Annotated in this window: 13 protein-coding genes; 10 read left to right on the plus strand and 3 right to left on the minus strand. The window is 63.7% G+C overall.

Annotation, left to right across the window (positions count from 1 at the left end; all coding sequences use genetic code 11):
• Positions 1–29 precede the first annotated feature (29 nt).
• Genes lgt through folA form a run of 3 tightly spaced genes read left to right on the plus strand, consistent with a single transcriptional unit; the run spans position 30 to position 2,113 of the window.
• Positions 30–812, plus strand: a complete 783-nt coding sequence (lgt, locus tag P8Y64_05390; protein ID MEJ2059905.1) for a prolipoprotein diacylglyceryl transferase — start codon at positions 30–32, stop codon at positions 810–812.
• A gap of 15 nt (positions 813–827) precedes the next feature.
• Positions 828–1,622, plus strand: coding sequence for a thymidylate synthase (locus P8Y64_05395; protein ID MEJ2059906.1), 795 nt, complete (start codon positions 828–830; stop codon positions 1,620–1,622).
• Positions 1,623–1,630: 8 nt separating this feature from the next.
• A complete protein-coding gene (gene folA, locus P8Y64_05400; protein ID MEJ2059907.1) occupies positions 1,631–2,113 on the plus strand; it encodes a type 3 dihydrofolate reductase in 483 nt (160 codons plus the stop codon).
• Positions 2,114–2,134: 21 nt separating this feature from the next.
• Here the strand turns inward: folA and P8Y64_05405 are convergent, their stop codons facing one another.
• Complete coding sequence (locus P8Y64_05405) at positions 2,135–3,772, minus strand: diguanylate cyclase (protein ID MEJ2059908.1); 1,638 nt, start codon at positions 3,770–3,772, stop codon at positions 2,135–2,137.
• 28 nt (positions 3,773–3,800) lie between these two features.
• Positions 3,801–4,784, minus strand: a complete 984-nt coding sequence (gene moaA / locus P8Y64_05410) for a GTP 3',8-cyclase MoaA (protein ID MEJ2059909.1) — start codon at positions 4,782–4,784, stop codon at positions 3,801–3,803.
• 98 nt (positions 4,785–4,882) lie between these two features.
• On the opposite strand from moaA, the gene P8Y64_05415 reads away from it, so the two are divergent.
• The 6 genes from P8Y64_05415 to P8Y64_05440 all read left to right on the plus strand — a co-directional run bounded on the left by P8Y64_05415 (position 4,883) and on the right by P8Y64_05440 (position 14,295).
• Entirely contained in the window at positions 4,883–5,323 is a 441-nt protein-coding gene (locus P8Y64_05415; GenBank protein MEJ2059910.1) for a DsrE family protein, read from the plus strand.
• Between the two features lie 73 nt (positions 5,324–5,396).
• Positions 5,397–9,002, plus strand: coding sequence for a hydantoinase B/oxoprolinase family protein (locus P8Y64_05420; protein ID MEJ2059911.1), 3,606 nt, complete (start codon positions 5,397–5,399; stop codon positions 9,000–9,002).
• 123 nt (positions 9,003–9,125) lie between these two features.
• The gene (locus P8Y64_05425) at positions 9,126–12,020 is read left to right on the plus strand and encodes a molybdopterin oxidoreductase family protein (GenBank protein MEJ2059912.1); all 2,895 of its coding nucleotides are present in this window, start codon (positions 9,126–9,128) and stop codon (positions 12,018–12,020) included.
• A 13-nt stretch (positions 12,021–12,033) separates the two neighbouring features.
• On the plus strand, positions 12,034–12,729 hold the full coding sequence (locus tag P8Y64_05430) for a 4Fe-4S dicluster domain-containing protein (GenBank protein ID MEJ2059913.1): 696 nt from the start codon (positions 12,034–12,036) through the stop codon (positions 12,727–12,729).
• Between the two features lie 30 nt (positions 12,730–12,759).
• On the plus strand, positions 12,760–13,701 hold the full coding sequence (locus tag P8Y64_05435; GenBank protein ID MEJ2059914.1) for a dimethyl sulfoxide reductase anchor subunit: 942 nt from the start codon (positions 12,760–12,762) through the stop codon (positions 13,699–13,701).
• 39 nt (positions 13,702–13,740) lie between these two features.
• A complete protein-coding gene (locus tag P8Y64_05440; protein MEJ2059915.1) occupies positions 13,741–14,295 on the plus strand; it encodes a hypothetical protein in 555 nt (184 codons plus the stop codon).
• An 85-nt stretch (positions 14,296–14,380) separates the two neighbouring features.
• Here P8Y64_05440 and P8Y64_05445 read toward each other — a convergent pair whose 3' ends face one another.
• On the minus strand, positions 14,381–14,776 hold the full coding sequence (locus P8Y64_05445) for a VOC family protein (protein ID MEJ2059916.1): 396 nt from the start codon (positions 14,774–14,776) through the stop codon (positions 14,381–14,383).
• 210 nt (positions 14,777–14,986) lie between these two features.
• On the opposite strand from P8Y64_05445, the gene P8Y64_05450 reads away from it, so the two are divergent.
• Complete coding sequence (locus P8Y64_05450) at positions 14,987–15,439, plus strand: hypothetical protein (protein MEJ2059917.1); 453 nt, start codon at positions 14,987–14,989, stop codon at positions 15,437–15,439.
• The last annotated feature ends 18 nt before the right edge of the window (positions 15,440–15,457 follow it).

A 15,457-nucleotide genomic window follows, 5' to 3' on the forward strand; every position in this document is an offset into this window, starting at 1 on the left:
GTCCGGGTTGCGTGCTACCATAGCGCCCCATGCTGCCCTATCCCCGGATCGATCCCATCGCCTTTTCAGTCGGACCGCTCAAGGTCCACTGGTACGGCATCATGTATCTCATCGGCTTTCTGGGGTTCTGGGGGCTCGGCAGTCTGCGTGCCCGGCGGGCGGACAGCCCACTGCGCCCCGAGCAGGTGGGCGACCTGTTGTTCTACGCGGCGCTGGGGGTGATTCTCGGCGGCCGCATCGGCTACGTCCTGTTCTACAACCTGCCGTTTTATTGGTCTCACCCGCTGGAGGTCTTCGCCGTATGGGACGGCGGGATGAGTTTCCACGGCGGGATGCTCGGCGTTTTCGCCGCCGCCTGGCTGTATGGCCGTTATCTGGGCTGCGGATTCCTGCGCCTGACCGACTTCGGCGCGCCCATGGTGCCCATCGGCCTGGGGGCCGGGCGCATCGGCAACTTCATCAACGGCGAATTGTGGGGGAAGGTCACTGACCTGCCCTGGGGGATGGTGTTCCCGAGCGGCGGACCGCTGCCGCGCCAGCCCTCGCAGCTCTACGAGTTTGCGTTGGAAGGGGTGGTCCTGTTCACCATCCTGTGGACCTTTTCGAGTCGCTCGCGTCCCGTGGGCGCGGTGTCCGGCATGTTTTTGCTTTTTTACGGCCTGTTCCGTTTCCTGGTCGAATTCGTGCGTGAGCCCGACCCGCAGCTCGGCTATTTGGCCTTCGGCTGGCTGACCATGGGGCAGGTGCTGAGTGCGCCCATGATCCTGCTCGGCATCGGCATGCTGGTGTGGGCCTATCGGCGTGCGGGCTAGGCGAGGATTGATACGGTGAAACAGTATCTCGATCTGATGCGGCATGTGCGCACCCAGGGTGTGCGCAAGGACGACCGCACCGGCACCGGCACGCTGTCCGTGTTCGGTTACCAGATGCGCTTCGATCTGGCGCAGGGCTTCCCGATGGTCACGACCAAGAAGCTGCATCTGCGCTCGATCATTCACGAGCTGCTGTGGTTTTTGCGCGGCGAGACCAATGTGCGCTATCTGCACGAGAACAAGGTCAGCATCTGGGACGAATGGGCCGACGAAAACGGTGAGCTGGGGCCGATCTACGGCTATCAATGGCGCTCCTGGCCCGCGCCCGACGGGCGGCACATCGACCAGATCGCCCAGGTGGTCGACCAGCTCAAACGTAATCCCGATTCGCGCCGCATCATCGTCAGCGCCTGGAACGTCGCCGACCTCGACGCCATGGCGCTTGCGCCCTGTCACGCCTTTTTCCAGTTCTACGTGGCCGACGGACGGCTGTCCTGCCAGCTGTATCAGCGCAGCGCGGACATCTTTCTCGGCGTGCCCTTCAATGTCGCCTCCTATGCCCTGCTGACCCTGATGATGGCGCAGGTCACCGGCCTGCAGCCCGGCGATTTCGTGCATACCTTCGGTGACGCGCATCTGTACCTGAACCATCTCGAGCAGGCCGATCTGCAGCTCTCGCGCGAGCCGCTGCCGCTGCCCGAGATGCGGCTCAATCCGGAGGTGAAGTCGATATTCGATTTCCGCTTCGAGGATTTCGAACTGGTGAATTACCAGTCCCACCCCCACATCAAGGCGCCGGTTGCGGTGTGAGCGGGCCGATGCTGACGCTGGTGGTCGCGATGGCCCACGATCGGGTGATCGGGCGCGACAACGAGATGCCCTGGCATCTGCCTGCGGACCTCAAGCACTTCAAGTCCATCACCCTGGGAAAGCCGGTGGTGATGGGGCGACGCACCTACGAGTCTATCGGCCGACCGCTGCCGGGACGCCTGAACATCGTCATCACCCGCGACCACGGTTACGAGGCGCCGGGCTGCACGGTCGTGGCCAGCCTCGATGCGGCCCTGGCCGCCGCCGGCGATGCGCAGGAGGTGATGGTCATCGGTGGCGCGAATCTGTATGCACAGGTTATCGAACGCGCCGAGCGCATGTACCTCACCCTGATCGACGCCGAGCTGGAAGGGGATACGCATTTCCCCGAATACGATGCACAGGCGTGGCGGGTCTGCGCGCGCGAGCCGCATTCCGCCGATGAGAAGAACGCTTATCCCTATGAGTTCGTGACCCTGGAACGGGTCTGAATTGCGCAGGGTGGGCCCTGTCTACTCGTGAGAGGGCTTGCCGTAGTAATACCCCTGCGCCCAGTCGACCCCGAGTTCGTGCAGTGCGTCGGCGGTCTTGGCGTCCTCCACCATTTCCGCAATGCTCACGATGCCGATCTCGTCGGCCAGCCGTTTCAGGCTGGTCACGATGCTGCGCGCACGCCGGTCGAACAGTACCCGGCTCACCAGACCGCCTTCGATCTTGATGTAATCCACCGGCAGGTCGGACAGGTATTCGTAACCCGCGGCGCGCCCGGAAAAGGTGTGCATCGCGAATTTGACGTCCAGATCGATCAGCGGCGCCAGGCCCTGGCGGATGCGATGGCTGTCGGCGCTGTTGCGGTCGGCATCGAGTTCCAGCACCAGATTGCCGTAGCCCAGCTCGCGGGCCTCGGCGATCTGCTGGGCGAGTTTTTCGATCATTTCCCCGTGTTCGACGAGTTGATGTGAAAAGCTCAGGAAAAAACGCAGTTCGCGTCCATCCTTGGGCGTCTGCGCGATGCGCTTGATGGCGGTGCCGATGACGCGATAGTCCACTTCGGTGGCGAGATGCAGCTGGTGCGCGGCGTGAATGAACTGTTCGGCGGGCATGATTTCGCCCTTGGCGGTCCGGATGCGCGCATAGCACTCGTAGCCGACCTTTTCCTCCGTGGCCAGCTTCACGATCGGCTGGAAGGCGGTGAGGATTTCCTCCTTGCGGATGGCGCGGTCGAGCTGGCCGACGATGGTCATTTCGCCGGAAGGGGAAGGCCCCATGTGCACCACCTTGTTGCGTCCCGAGCGCTTGGCTTCGTACAGGGCGCTGTCGACCAGATTGATCAGCCGGCTCAGGTGTTCGCTGTCTTGCGGGTAGGAGGCGACACCGGCGCTGATGGTGATGTTGATGTCGCGCCAGCGGGTTTCCAGTGGAGCATTTTCCACGCGGCGCCGGAAGCGCTCGGCGATCAGCGTCGCCTGCTGGGCGTCCGTGTCCGGCAAGAGGCAGAGAAATTCCTCGCCACCCCAGCGGCTCATGGCGTCGCCTTCGCGGTTGCCGCTGCGAATGGTCTTGGTGACCTCCTTGAGTACCGCGTCGCCGATCTGATGCCCGAAGTTGTCGTTGACGCGTTTGAAGTGATCCAGGTCGATCAGGATCAGGCTGTAGGGACGCCCGCTGCGATGAGACTGCGCATGGGTCTTTTCCAGCAGGGTCTGCATGTGGGTACGGTTGAGCAGCCCGGTCATGGCGTCATGCGAGGCGTGGTATGCCATGACCCGCTCGCGCGCCTTTTGCTGGGAGATGTCCAGCGAGATCTGCATGCGCGCCAGGCGGCCTCCGGTCCAGCGGATGGCCTTTTCCACGATCAGGTACCAGCGCCCGTCTTCGGTATTCTTGAACTCGTTGCGTACCGGTGCGCCCGGCTCACCGTTTTCGTCCAGCAGGCGTTCCTTGGGGGAGCAGAATGAGCAGGGACCGTCGCCGCCGTCCTGTTTCAGCAGCTCGGCACGGACGGTGCCGGGTTCGACGCCAAAGTTCTCCCGCGCATAGGCATTGGCGTAGAGAATCTCATAGGTCTCCATGTCGGCAACGATGACCACCGCATCGAGCTGATCGAGAATCTCTTCCTTGGGGATTGCCGGTGTGCTGTCTGGGGGCATCTGGGCGTGTCGCTTGTGCTGTGGCTTCTCAGCCGCCGGTCATGGACATGAAGCGAACGATCTTTTCGGGGCGGTCGCTGAATTCGTGGCGTTCGGGTTTGAGGTCCACGGCCTGCATGATCGCCTGTTCGAGTTCCTTGTCGTCGGCACCGCCGCGCAGCAACGGGCGTAGTGCCAGATTATGTTCCTGCCCCAGACAAGTGTAGATGGTTCCATCGGTGGAGAGGCGGATTCGATTGCAGGTGTCGCAAAAATGCTGGGAGATGGGGGTGATGAAGCCGATGTGCAGATCACTGCCGGCGACCCGTACGTAACGGGCCGGACCGCCGCCCGGCATCATGCCGGGGATCAGTTCGAAACGACGCGCAAGGCGGGTCTTGATCTCGTCCAGGTTAATGTACTGCTCGCTGGCCGAACGCCCGGTGTCGCCCATGGGCATGGTTTCGATAAAGCGCAGGGTAAAGCCGTGCTCGATACAGAACTCGACCATGTCCTCGACTTCGCCGTCGTTCACGCCGCGCATCACCACCATGTTGATCTTTACCGGTGACAGGTCGGCCTGCTTGGCTGCCATCAGTCCCGCGAGCACCTTGTCCAGTTTGCCGTGAGTGATGCTGCGGAACACCTCGGGGCGCAGCGAGTCGAGACTGACGTTGATGCGCGACACGCCGGCGGCCTTGAGTTCGTCGGCATGGCGGGCGAGGCGGGTGGCGTTGGTGCTGAGGGAGAGGTCCTCCAGACCCGGCAGGTCGCACAGCTGCCGGGCGAGGTCCGGGACCCCCTTGCGGGTCAGCGGCTCGCCGCCGGTGAGCCGGACGCGGCGCACCCCCAGCCGGGTGAAGGCGCCGATGACGCGCACGATCTCCGCAAAGCTCAGCCAGTGCGCCGGCTCCTCGAAATCCCTGAACCCTTCCGGCATGCAGTAATTGCAGCGCAGATCACAGCGGTCGGTGATCGAAAGCCGGACATACTCGATCGTGCGTCCGAAACGGTCTGTAAGCGAGGTAGTCATTTGTTCATTATAAGACCACATGATAGTGATTGAGCCACCCGCCGTACCCCGTTAGACTCGACGTCTTCAAGAAAACACTTGATAGAGGTAAGGAACCCATGAAGACCCTGTTTGCGGTGTTGATTTCCCTGGGGCTGTTTCTCGGTATGGCCGGTACGGCCAACGCCGACGATGCCAAGCCCTTTGCCAAGCATCACGTCGTGATTCAGGTGAGCAAGGATGACCCGGCCACCTGGAACCTCGCCATGAACAATGCCAACAATCTCATCAAAGAGTTCGGTACGGACAATATCGATGTGGTGATCGTCGCTTACGGCCCCGGCCTGAAGATGATGCTGGCCAACAGCAAGACGGCCAAGCGCGTCACCGACGTCAGCATGCAGGGCGTCGAGTTCGATGCCTGCCACAATACCATGGAGCACATGGCCAAGAAGATCGGGCATCTGCCCAAGCTGACCGAGGGCGTGAAGGTCGTGCCCTCCGGTGCGGGCCAGATCGTCCTGCTCGAGCAGAAGGGGTATGCCTACCTGCGTCCCTGAGTCAGGCATTTGTTGTGATGAGTTTCCGGGGCGCCGCAAGGCGCCCCATTTGTCTTCGGCCGGATAAAGTGGCGTGAGCGGGTATCGTTTCTGGATCGATCGCGGCGGGACCTTCACCGACGTGGTGGCGCGCACACCCGCCGGCGAACTCGTTACCCGCAAGCTGCTTTCCGAAAATCCCGAACGTTATCGCGATGCCGCCCTGCAGGGCATCCGCGAGGTGCTGGGGCTTGCGCCCGAAGCGAAAATTCCGGCCGGGATGATCGATTCCGTGCGTATGGGCACCACGGTGGCCACCAACGCCCTGCTCGAACGCAAGGGCGAACCGACTTTGCTGGTCACCACGCGTGGTTTCGGCGACGCCCTGCGTATCGGCTATCAGAACCGTCCAGACATCTTCGCGCGCCACATCGTGCTGCCCGCACCGCTGTATACGCAGGTGATCGAGGCCGACGAGCGCATCGGCGCCGATGGCGAGGTGGTCCTGCCGTTGAACGAGGATGCGCTGCAGGCCGGTCTGCAACGGGCGTTCGATCACGGCCTGCGCAGCGTCGCAATCGTCTTCATGCATGCCTACCGGTTTCCCGCGCACGAGCAGTGCGCCGCAGCCATAGCGCAGGAAATCGGCTTTACCCAGATATCCGTTTCCCACCGGGTCAGTCCGTTGATCAAGTTCGTGGCGCGCGGCGATACCGCGGTGGTCGACGCGTACCTGTCGCCGATACTGCGCCGTTACGTGGACCGGGTCGCCGGGGAGCTCGAGGGCGTACCGCTTTATTTCATGCAGTCCAACGGCGGCCTGGTGGACAGCCGGCGGTTTCAGGGCAAGGACAGCATCCTCTCCGGACCGGCGGGCGGGATCGTCGGGGCGGTGGAGACGGGGCGTGCCCTGGGGTGCGAACGCCTGATCGGCTTCGACATGGGGGGCACCTCGACGGACGTGTCGCACTACGCCGGCGAATACGAGCGCAGCCTGGAAACCGAGGTCGCCGGCACCCGCCTGCGCGTGCCGATGATGCACATTCACACGGTGGCGGCCGGCGGCGGTTCCATCCTGCATTTCGACGGCGCACGCTTCCGGGTCGGGCCGGATTCGGCCGGCGCCAATCCCGGGCCGGCCTGTTACCGGCGCGGCGGTCCGCTGACCGTAACCGACGCCAACCTGATGACCGGCAAGTTGCTGCCGGCCCATTTCCCGCAGATCTTCGGTCCGGATGCGGACCAGCCGCTCGATGCCGAGCGGGTGCATACGGGGTTTGCCGAGCTGGCGCATGAAGTCGCGCAGTCGACCGGCGTGGCCCGCGATCCCGAACAGCTGGCGCTGGGCTGTCTGCAGATCGCGGTCGAGAACATGGCCCACGCCATCCGCCGCATTTCGGTGCAGCGCGGCTACGACGTGACCCGCTACACCCTGAGCTGCTTCGGCGGAGCCGGCGGCCAGCTGGCCTGCCAGGTGGCGGACGCGCTGGGCATGCGCGATATCCTGATCCACCCGCTCGCGGGCGTGTTGTCCGCCTATGGCATGGGGCTCGCCCGTTTGCGCGTGCTGCTGGAATATCCGGTGGAGGCCGAGCTCGATCCCGCTTTGATCGAAATGCTCGGGGCGAAGCTGCGCGAACTGCAGGCCGAAGGGCAGGCCTCGCTGCAAAGCCAGGGGGTGGAGGCGCATACGCTGGAGACCGCAGTGCGTGTGCATGTGCGTTACCGCGGCACCGATACCGCGCTGCCGGTCGCCTATGGCGATGCCGCGGCCATACGCGCGGCCTTCGAAGATCTGCACCGGGAGCGGTTCGGGTTCGCGGAACCGGCGCGGGCATTGATCGTCGAGGCGCTGCAGGTCGAGGTGTCCGGCGGCGGGCATGCGCCCGATACCCTGGCGACGACCACACAGGAACGGCCGCCGGAAGCGGTGGACCAGACCCGCTTGTACACCCTGAATGCCGCCCATGATGGCGAGGGATGGCTGCCGGCCCCGGTTTACCGGCGCGAATCGCTGAGTGATGGGTCGGACGTCGATGGGCCGGCCGTGATCCTGGAGCCCAACAGCACCATCATCGTCGAGCCGGGCTGGCGAGCCCAGGCCGGCGGGGGCGTGCTGCGACTCACCCGTGTTCAGCCGCTGGCCAGGCGGGCGGCGTTGGGAACGGCGGTGGACCCCATCATGCTGGAGATCTTCAACAACGCCTTCATGGCCATCGCCGAGCAGATGGGCGAGATCCTGCGCAACACCAGCCATTCGGTGAACATCAAGGAGCGGCTGGATTTTTCCTGCGCGCTGTTCGACGTTCAGGGCCGGCTGGTGGCGAACGCCCCGCACATTCCGGTGCACCTCGGCTCCATGGGGGAGAGCGTGCGCCACATCGCCAGGGCAAGGGCCGGCCGCATGCGCCCGGGCGATGCCTATCTCACCAACGCGCCCTATTCGGGCGGGACACACCTGCCCGACGTGACGCTGGTGACGCCGGTCTTCGATGCGCAGGGCGAGGATCTGCTGTTTTTCGTGGCCAGTCGGGCGCATCACGCCGACATCGGCGGCATCTCGCCAGGGTCCATGCCCCCGGCCAGCCGGTGCATCGAGGAAGAGGGCGTGCTGATCGACGACTTCGAACTCATGCGCGGTGGCGAATTCCAGGCCGATGCGCTGCGGGGCCTGCTCACCGCCGGCCCCTGGCCGGCGCGCAATCCGGATCAGAACCTCGCCGACTTCAGGGCGCAGCTCGCCGCCAATGCGCGCGGGGTGCAGGAGCTGCACAGGATGGTCTCCCATTACAGCCTGGACACCGTGCACGCCTACATGCGGCATGTGCAGGACAATGCCGAGGCGGCCGTGCGCCGGGTGGTACGGGGTCTGAAGGACGGCGCCTGCGACATGGAGCTGGACGACGGTTCGCTGATCCGTGTGCAGATCCGTGTCGATAGTGAGGCCGGTACGGCCGAGATCGACTTCTCCGGCACCAGCCCGCAGCAGGCGGGCAACTTCAACGCCCCGCTGGCGATCACCAAGGCCGCCGTCCTGTACGTGTTCCGCACCCTGGTCGACGAGCCGATTCCTCTCAACGAGGGCTGTCTCAAGCCGCTGCGCCTGATCGTACCCGAGGGATCGCTGCTCAACCCGCGTCCGCCCGCTGCGGTGGTGGCGGGCAACGTGGAAACCTCGCAGTGCATCGTCGATGCCCTGTACGGGGCCCTGGGCGCCCTGGCGGGCTCGCAGGGGACGATGAACAACTTCACCTTCGGCGATGCGCGTTACCAGTACTACGAGACCATCGCCGGCGGTGCCGGCGCGGGCCCGGGGTTCGCCGGGGCCAGTGCCGTACAGACCCATATGACCAATTCGCGTCTGACCGACCCGGAGGTGCTGGAACTGCGCTACCCTGTGCGGCTGGAATCCTTTGTCGTCCGGGCGGGCAGCGGCGGTGCCGGGCAATGGCCGGGCGGAGACGGGACGGTGCGCCGGTTGCGCTTCCTGGCGCCGATGCAGGCGGCGATGCTGTCCAATCACCGCCTGCGGGGCGCGCAGGGCCTGGCGGGCGGGTCGCCGGGGCTGCCCGGGCGCAACGCGGTGGAGCGTAGCGACGGTGCGGCGGAGACCCTGCCGTCGTGCGCCCGCGCCGAAATGGCCCCGGGCGACGTGTTCGTCATCGAGACCCCCGGTGGGGGCGGTTATGGGCGTGATTAGGAATTTTTGTGGTCTATAGAACCAGCTAATAAAAAAATAAAAAAGTCTGTTTGGTATTCGTCACCCTGAGGTCTCAGACTTAGCTCCATTTATTGAAGGCCCCGTTTGCCAGGAGGTACCCCGATGAGTGCCCTGCCCGAATTTGAAAACCATAAAAAACAAGAAGTTAAATACAGTACTTGCTATATGTGCGCCTGCCGCTGCGGCATCAAGGTGACCGTGGAGGACAACCAGGTCCGCTTCATCCAGGGCAACCGAGAGCATCCGGTGAACAAGGGCGTGCTCTGCGCCAAGGGCAATTCCGGCATCATGAAGCAGATCTCGCCGGCCAAGCTGTCCACGCCGCTGATGCGCAAGCCGGGTACCGAGCGCGGCGCCGGCGAGTTCGAGGCCATCTCCATGGACAAGGCGCTGGACATCCTGACCGAGCGCCTCAAGAAGATCCGCGAGACCGACCCCAAGAAGCTCGCCTATTTCACCGGCCGCGACCAGATGCAGGCGCTGACCGGTCTGTGGTCCACTCAGTTCGGCACGGTCAACTGGGCCGCCCACGGCGGCTTCTGCTCCGTGAACATGGCCGCCGGCGGGCTGTACACCACCGGTTTCGCCTTCTGGGAATTCGGCGACCCCGACTGGGACCGCACCAAGTACTTCATGATGTGGGGCGTGGCCGAAGACCATGCCTCCAACCCGATCAAGATGGGTCTGGAAAAGCTCAAGCGCAACGGCGGCAAGTTCGTGTCCGTAAACCCGGTGCGCACCGGTTACCAGGCCATCGCCGACGAATGGGTCGGCCTGCGTCCCGGCACCGACGCCATGCTGGCGCTGTCCATGGTCCATGTCCTGCTGAAGAACGACCAGTTCGACTGGGACTACCTGGTGCGTTACACCAACTCGCCCTATCTGGTGGTGCACACCCCGGGCAAGAAGGGACACGGTCTGTTCTATCGCGACGCCGACGGCAAGCCGCAGGCCTGGGATCTCGAAAAGGAGGCCTTCGTCGACGCCACCCTGCCCGAGATCAAGCCCGCGCTGTTCGGTGAGTACACCGCGCCGGACGGCACGCCACTGAAGACCGTCATGACCCTGCTGGCCGAGAAGTACCTCGACGAGCAGTACGCCCCCGAGAACGCCGCCAAGGTGACGGGCATCCCCGCCGAGCAGATTGAGCGTCTGGCGCTGGAGATGGCCCACGTGGCGTTCAAGGAGACCATCGAGATCGATACCGAGTGGACCGACTGGGCCGGCCGCAAGCAGACCAAGTTCATCGGCCGGCCGGTGTCCATGCACGCCATGCGCGGCATTTCCGCACACTCCAACGGCTTCCAGGCCTGCCGCGCGATCCACATCATGCAGCTGCTGCTCGGCACCGTGGACGTGCCCGGCGGTCATCTGGCCAAGCCGCCGTATCCGAAGCATATTCCGCCGGCCATCCGCCCGGCGCGCGAGATGGCGCCCAACACGCCGCTCAAGTCGCCGCCGCTGGGTTTCGTCAAGGGCCCCGAGGACTTGGTCATCGACGGCGACGGCAACCCGATCCGCATCGACAAGGCCTATTCCTGGGATGCGCCGATCTCCGCGCACGGCCTGATGCACATGGTCATCACCAACGCCGTGAAGGGCGATCCCTATCCGATCGACATGCTGATGTTCTTCATGGCCAACATGTCCTGGAACTCCACCATGAACACCAAGGAGATCCAGGACCTGCTGCGCGAAAAGGACGAGAACGGCGAGTACAAGATCCCGTTCCTGGTGGTCGCCGACGCCTTCCATTCGGAGATGGTCAACTTCGCGGATCTGGTGATCCCGGACACCACCTACCTGGAGCGTTTCGACACCATCTCCATGCTGGACCGTCCGATCTCCGAGCCGCACGCGGCCGCGGATTCGATCCGCCAGCAGATCATCAAGCCGGAGCGCGACGTGATGTCCTGGCAGGAGGTGCAGGTGGAGCTGGCCTCGCGCCTCAAGTTCCCCGCCTTTACCAACGAGGACGGCACGCGCAAGTTCAAGGACTACAAGGACTTCATCGTCAATTACCAGAAGGAGCCGGGCATCGGCTTCCTGGCCGGCTGGCGCGGCGAAGACGGTTCCAAGAGCCTGCGTGGCGAGCCGAACCCGAACCAGTGGGACAGGTACATCGAGAACGGCGCCTTCTTCGAGCATCACCTGGAGCCGAGCCAGCGCTACTACCGCTTCGCCAACCGCGACTACCTCGAGCTGGCCAAGCATGCCGCCTGGGTGGGTTCCACCGACCCCATCGTGATGGAGCTGTACTCCGAGACGCTGCAGAAATTCCGCCTGGCGGGCGAGGGCCTTTACGATGGTCCGATGCCGACCCAGGAGCATCACAAGGAGCGCCTGCGCAAGTACTTCGATCCGCTGCCGGACTTCTACAAGCCGCTGGAGCAGAGCCGCATCAACGAGGACGAGTATCCGTTCCATGCGGTCAACCAGCGCCCCATGTTCATGTACCACTCCTGGGATTCGCAGAACGCCTGGCTGCGCCAGATCATGGCCCAGAACTTCCTGTACATGAACCGCGCCCAGGCCGAGAAGATGGGTATCGAGGATCTGTCCTGGGTGTGGGTCGAGTCGCACAACGGCAAGATCCGCGTGCAGGTGAAGCTGACCGAGGGCTGCCAGCCGAACACGGTGTGGACCTGGAACGCCATTTCCAAGCAGTCCGGTGCCTGGGGCCTCAAGCGGGGTGCCAACGAGGCGACCAAGGGCTTCCTGATGAATCACCTGATCCGCGAGCTGCTGCCCAAGAAGGGCGACGCACTGGACAACGTCACCAATTCCGACCCGGTGACCGGCCAGGCCGCCTGGTACGACCTGCGCGTGAAGATCACCAAGGCCGCCCCCGGCGAAGAGGGCAGCTGGCCGCAGTTCGACCACATCAAGCCGCTGCCGGGCAGCAATGCCTCGCCCGACGTGCTGCGTTATGCCGCGCATGAACCCGTGCGTCTCGTCCGCGACATCCAGGATGTCCTGACCCGCGGCGAGAAGTGAGAGGAGACGAACAATGAGACTTGGACTGGTAATCGATCTCGACACCTGCGTGGGCTGCCACGCCTGTGCGACCGCCTGTAAGCAGTGGAACACCTCCGGTACCACCGGCCCGCTGGCTGACTATCGCCCCTACGGCGAAAACCCCAGCGGCGTGTGGTTCAACCGCATCCGCCACTACGAGGTGGGCGACTACCCGAACAACAAGACCATCAACTTCCCCATGTCGTGCATGCACTGCGACGACGCCGACTGCGTCACGGTGTGCCCGACCGGTGCCTCCTACAAACGCAAGGAGGACGGCGTGGTGCTGGTCGATCAGACCAAGTGCATGGGCTGCAATTACTGCTCCTGGGCCTGCCCCTACGGCGCGCGCGAGCTGGATCGCGAGTCCGGCACCATGAAGAAGTGCACCCTGTGCATCGACCGCATCTATGACGAGACGCTGGACCCGGTCGACCGCCAGCCGGCCTGTGTCATCACCTGCCCGGCGCATGCGCGCTACTTCGGCGATTTCGATAATCCCGATTCCGAGGTCAGCAAGCTGGTGCGCGACCGCGCGGGCATGAAGCTGATGCCCGAACTCGGCTACAACCCGACCAACACCTATCTTCCCCCGCGGCTGACCCGCCCGGTGCCCACCGACGATGTGCGGCGCAAGGACCTGGTCAGCTCCGTAAAGGAATGGGTCAACCGCGCCGTCGCCCGCTAAGCGGCATCAACTCGAACACGAGAGGCAGACATGCATCCCGCGCTTTCCGTTATCTTTTTCACCGTGATCTCCGGGGCAGGCTTCGGCCTGTATTCGCTCACGGCCGCCCTGCAGATCTTCCGGCTGGGGCCGGCGCTCAACCGCGTCGAGCTGCTGGCCATGCTGGTTACGGCGTTCATCCTGATCATCGCCGGTCTGCTGTCCTCCACCGGGCATCTGGCCAACCCCAAGAACGCCTGGCGTTCCTGGATGCGCTTCAAGACCTCCTGGCTGTCGCGCGAGGCGGTGTTCGCCGTGGTCTTTTTCCCGTTCGCCTTCCTGTATCTGGTCGGCGTGTTTTTCTACGGCGCGCACCCTCCGGCCTTTTTCCTGTGGATGGGGGCCGTCGGCGTGGTGCTGGGCTTCGTGACGGTGTTCTGCACCGGCATGATCTACGCCTGCCTGAAGACCATTCGCCAGTGGAACACCGCGCTGGTACCCGCTAACTACCTGCTGATGGGCCTGAGCCTGGGCGCCCTGTTTTACCTCGCCGTCTCGGCTTACTTTGGCGCCGATCTCAACCTGATCGGCGGCGTGGCCGGCACGGCACTGATCGCGACCGCGGTAATGAAGGCGATCTACTATTTCTGGATCGCCAAGGTCGACGGGCCCAGCATCAATACCGCCACGGGCTTTACCCGCGCCACCGTGCGCCTGCTCGACGTCGGCCACACCGCCGGTACCTTCCTGACCGACGAGTTCGGCTACCAGGTGGATCCCGGCACGCGGCGCCTGTTGAAGGGCATTGTGTTCGCCCTGGGCTTCATCCTGCCGCTGATTCTGATCGCCTATGCCCTGACCGCGGAACATCCCTTCGGTCTGGCGGTGGTGGCCCTGCTATCATCATTGATCGGCAAGGGTGTGGAGCGCTGGCTGTTTTTCGCCGAGGCGCGTCACGTCGTCAATCTCTACCATGGGGCACAGCACACCTGAGTGTGGTGTCACCGCCCTGCTGAGGAAGGAGGGTTTAAGATGAAGCTGCGTAACTTGTTGGTTTCATTGGCGGGCAGTGCGCTGCTTGCGGGTGGTGTTGCAGCCCACGCCGGGCCGTATTTCGGCGGCGACGTCGGCTTTTCCGATACCGACCAGGGCAACAGCCCGACCATCCGCCTGTTCGGCGGCTACATGTTCGACCAGCAGCAGCTTCAGCTGCGCGGACCGCTGCGCTGGGGTGCGGAAGGTGCGCTGATCAACGTGAACAAGGACGGCGGATTCAGTTCCACCGGCGTGAGCGCCAGCCTGGTCGGCGAGATGCCCTGGACGGTGCTGTTCAAGGATTGGAGTTACGCCCCCCAGTTCGCGTTCACCGCCAGTGTGGGCGTTTATCTGTGGCACGCCAAGTACGAAAAGACAGGATTCTCCGAGTCGGACAACGGCGTCAGTCCGGTGGCCTCCATCGGCGCCAGTTACGCCATTCAGCCGGGCTTCAAGGCGCGCCTCGGTCTGCGCAACACCCTGAACGTCGGCAAGTCCGACTGGCAGACCGACCTGTTCATGCCGTATGTCGGATTGAGCTACGAATTCTGAGCCTATCCGGCAGAACGGCAGTTCCGTTTATGACGCCCGGCAATGCCGGGCGTTTTTTTGAGTGGGTATTGGCTGCGACACGTGCCTATTGGTAATGGCCGTGCTTTTGAATGAACTCGATTTCGTAGCCGTCGGGGTCCTTCATGAAAAAGAACTTCGCGGCCTCCTTGTCCTCGCTGCTCAGGCTCATGATGTCCCGCGGCTCATAGCCCGCCGTCTTGAAGCGGGCGTGCTCCGTTTCCAGGTCGTCCACGGTCACCGCGATGTGGCCGTAGCCGGTACCGTGCGTATAGGGCTCCGTCTGATCCCGGTTCCAGGTCAGCTCGAGCTCCACGTCGTTTTCCGGGTTTCGCAGGTAGACCAGGCTGAAGTCGTCGAAATCCAGTCGATTGGAAAGCTCCAGTCCCAGGGCGTCCCGGTAAAAACCGATGGATTTATCGAGGTCGAGCACGCGGATCATGGTATGGATGATTTTCGCCATGACAGTCCTTGAGTGTGATGAAGGGTTAAGGGTTTGCAGGGCGAATAGCGTAGCGCCCGAAGCCGGAATAAAAAAGGCGCTGTCAGCAGGGTTGTGAGCCGGCTGGGCGGCGGTGTCTTGCGCTAGATCGGCTGCAGGCGGCGGGATGCCTAATCGGCCCGGGCGGGTTATCTTTCGGCGCAGGTGTTTTGACAGAGTAAGGAGCCGGTATTGAAACCCTTTTCATTTCCCGCCCGTCCGCCGCGCGGTACGGCATGGCTCGGGTTGTTGCTCCTGAGTCTGGTCCTGGCCGGCTGTGCCGACCGGCCGGGACGGGAGCTGGTCAAGCAGCAGGTGACCGGATACCTCATGAGCGGTGGCATGTCCGGGGTTTACGAGGTCAGCGACTTTCGCGTTATCCAGTGGATTCCGCAGACGCAGGACAGGAATAAGAACGCCTACGTGGTGGAGGTGCGCTACACCCTGACCTTCAAGCATGACCTCAAGGAGGTCGCCGACTTGAGTGCCTCCCGGGATAATCCGCTGGCGGCCGGTCTGAATGCCCTGGCTCTCGGATTGAAATACGGAAACTTCCGGCGCGGCGAACAGGTGATGCGCCTGGAAAGGTTCCGGTTCGAACGGACCAAAGACGGCTGGGTACTTGATACCGGCCCGTCGGACTAAAGGCCGGTTGCGAAGAAG

It is taken from the genome of Gammaproteobacteria bacterium (genome assembly GCA_037388465.1).
In the GTDB taxonomy this organism is placed as follows: Bacteria; Pseudomonadota; Gammaproteobacteria; order SpSt-1174; family SpSt-1174; genus JARRKE01.

What these genes read in the sequence shown, in the direction of transcription:
- P8Y64_05425 (MEJ2059912.1), top strand. Translation starts at nt 9,126, where the DNA reads ATGAGTGCCCTGCCCGAATTTGAAAACCATAAAAAACAAGAAGTTAAA.
- P8Y64_05440 (MEJ2059915.1), top strand. Translation starts at nt 13,741, where the DNA reads ATGAAGCTGCGTAACTTGTTGGTTTCATTGGCGGGCAGTGCGCTGCTT.
- moaA (MEJ2059909.1), bottom strand. Translation starts at nt 4,784, where the DNA reads ATGACTACCTCGCTTACAGACCGTTTCGGACGCACGATCGAGTATGTC.
- P8Y64_05430 (MEJ2059913.1), top strand. Translation starts at nt 12,034, where the DNA reads ATGAGACTTGGACTGGTAATCGATCTCGACACCTGCGTGGGCTGCCAC.
- P8Y64_05435 (MEJ2059914.1), top strand. Translation starts at nt 12,760, where the DNA reads ATGCATCCCGCGCTTTCCGTTATCTTTTTCACCGTGATCTCCGGGGCA.
- P8Y64_05415 (MEJ2059910.1), top strand. Translation starts at nt 4,883, where the DNA reads ATGAAGACCCTGTTTGCGGTGTTGATTTCCCTGGGGCTGTTTCTCGGT.
- P8Y64_05445 (MEJ2059916.1), bottom strand. Translation starts at nt 14,776, where the DNA reads ATGGCGAAAATCATCCATACCATGATCCGCGTGCTCGACCTCGATAAA.
- lgt (MEJ2059905.1), top strand. Translation starts at nt 30, where the DNA reads ATGCTGCCCTATCCCCGGATCGATCCCATCGCCTTTTCAGTCGGACCG.
- P8Y64_05405 (MEJ2059908.1), bottom strand. Translation starts at nt 3,772, where the DNA reads ATGCCCCCAGACAGCACACCGGCAATCCCCAAGGAAGAGATTCTCGAT.
- folA (MEJ2059907.1), top strand. Translation starts at nt 1,631, where the DNA reads ATGCTGACGCTGGTGGTCGCGATGGCCCACGATCGGGTGATCGGGCGC.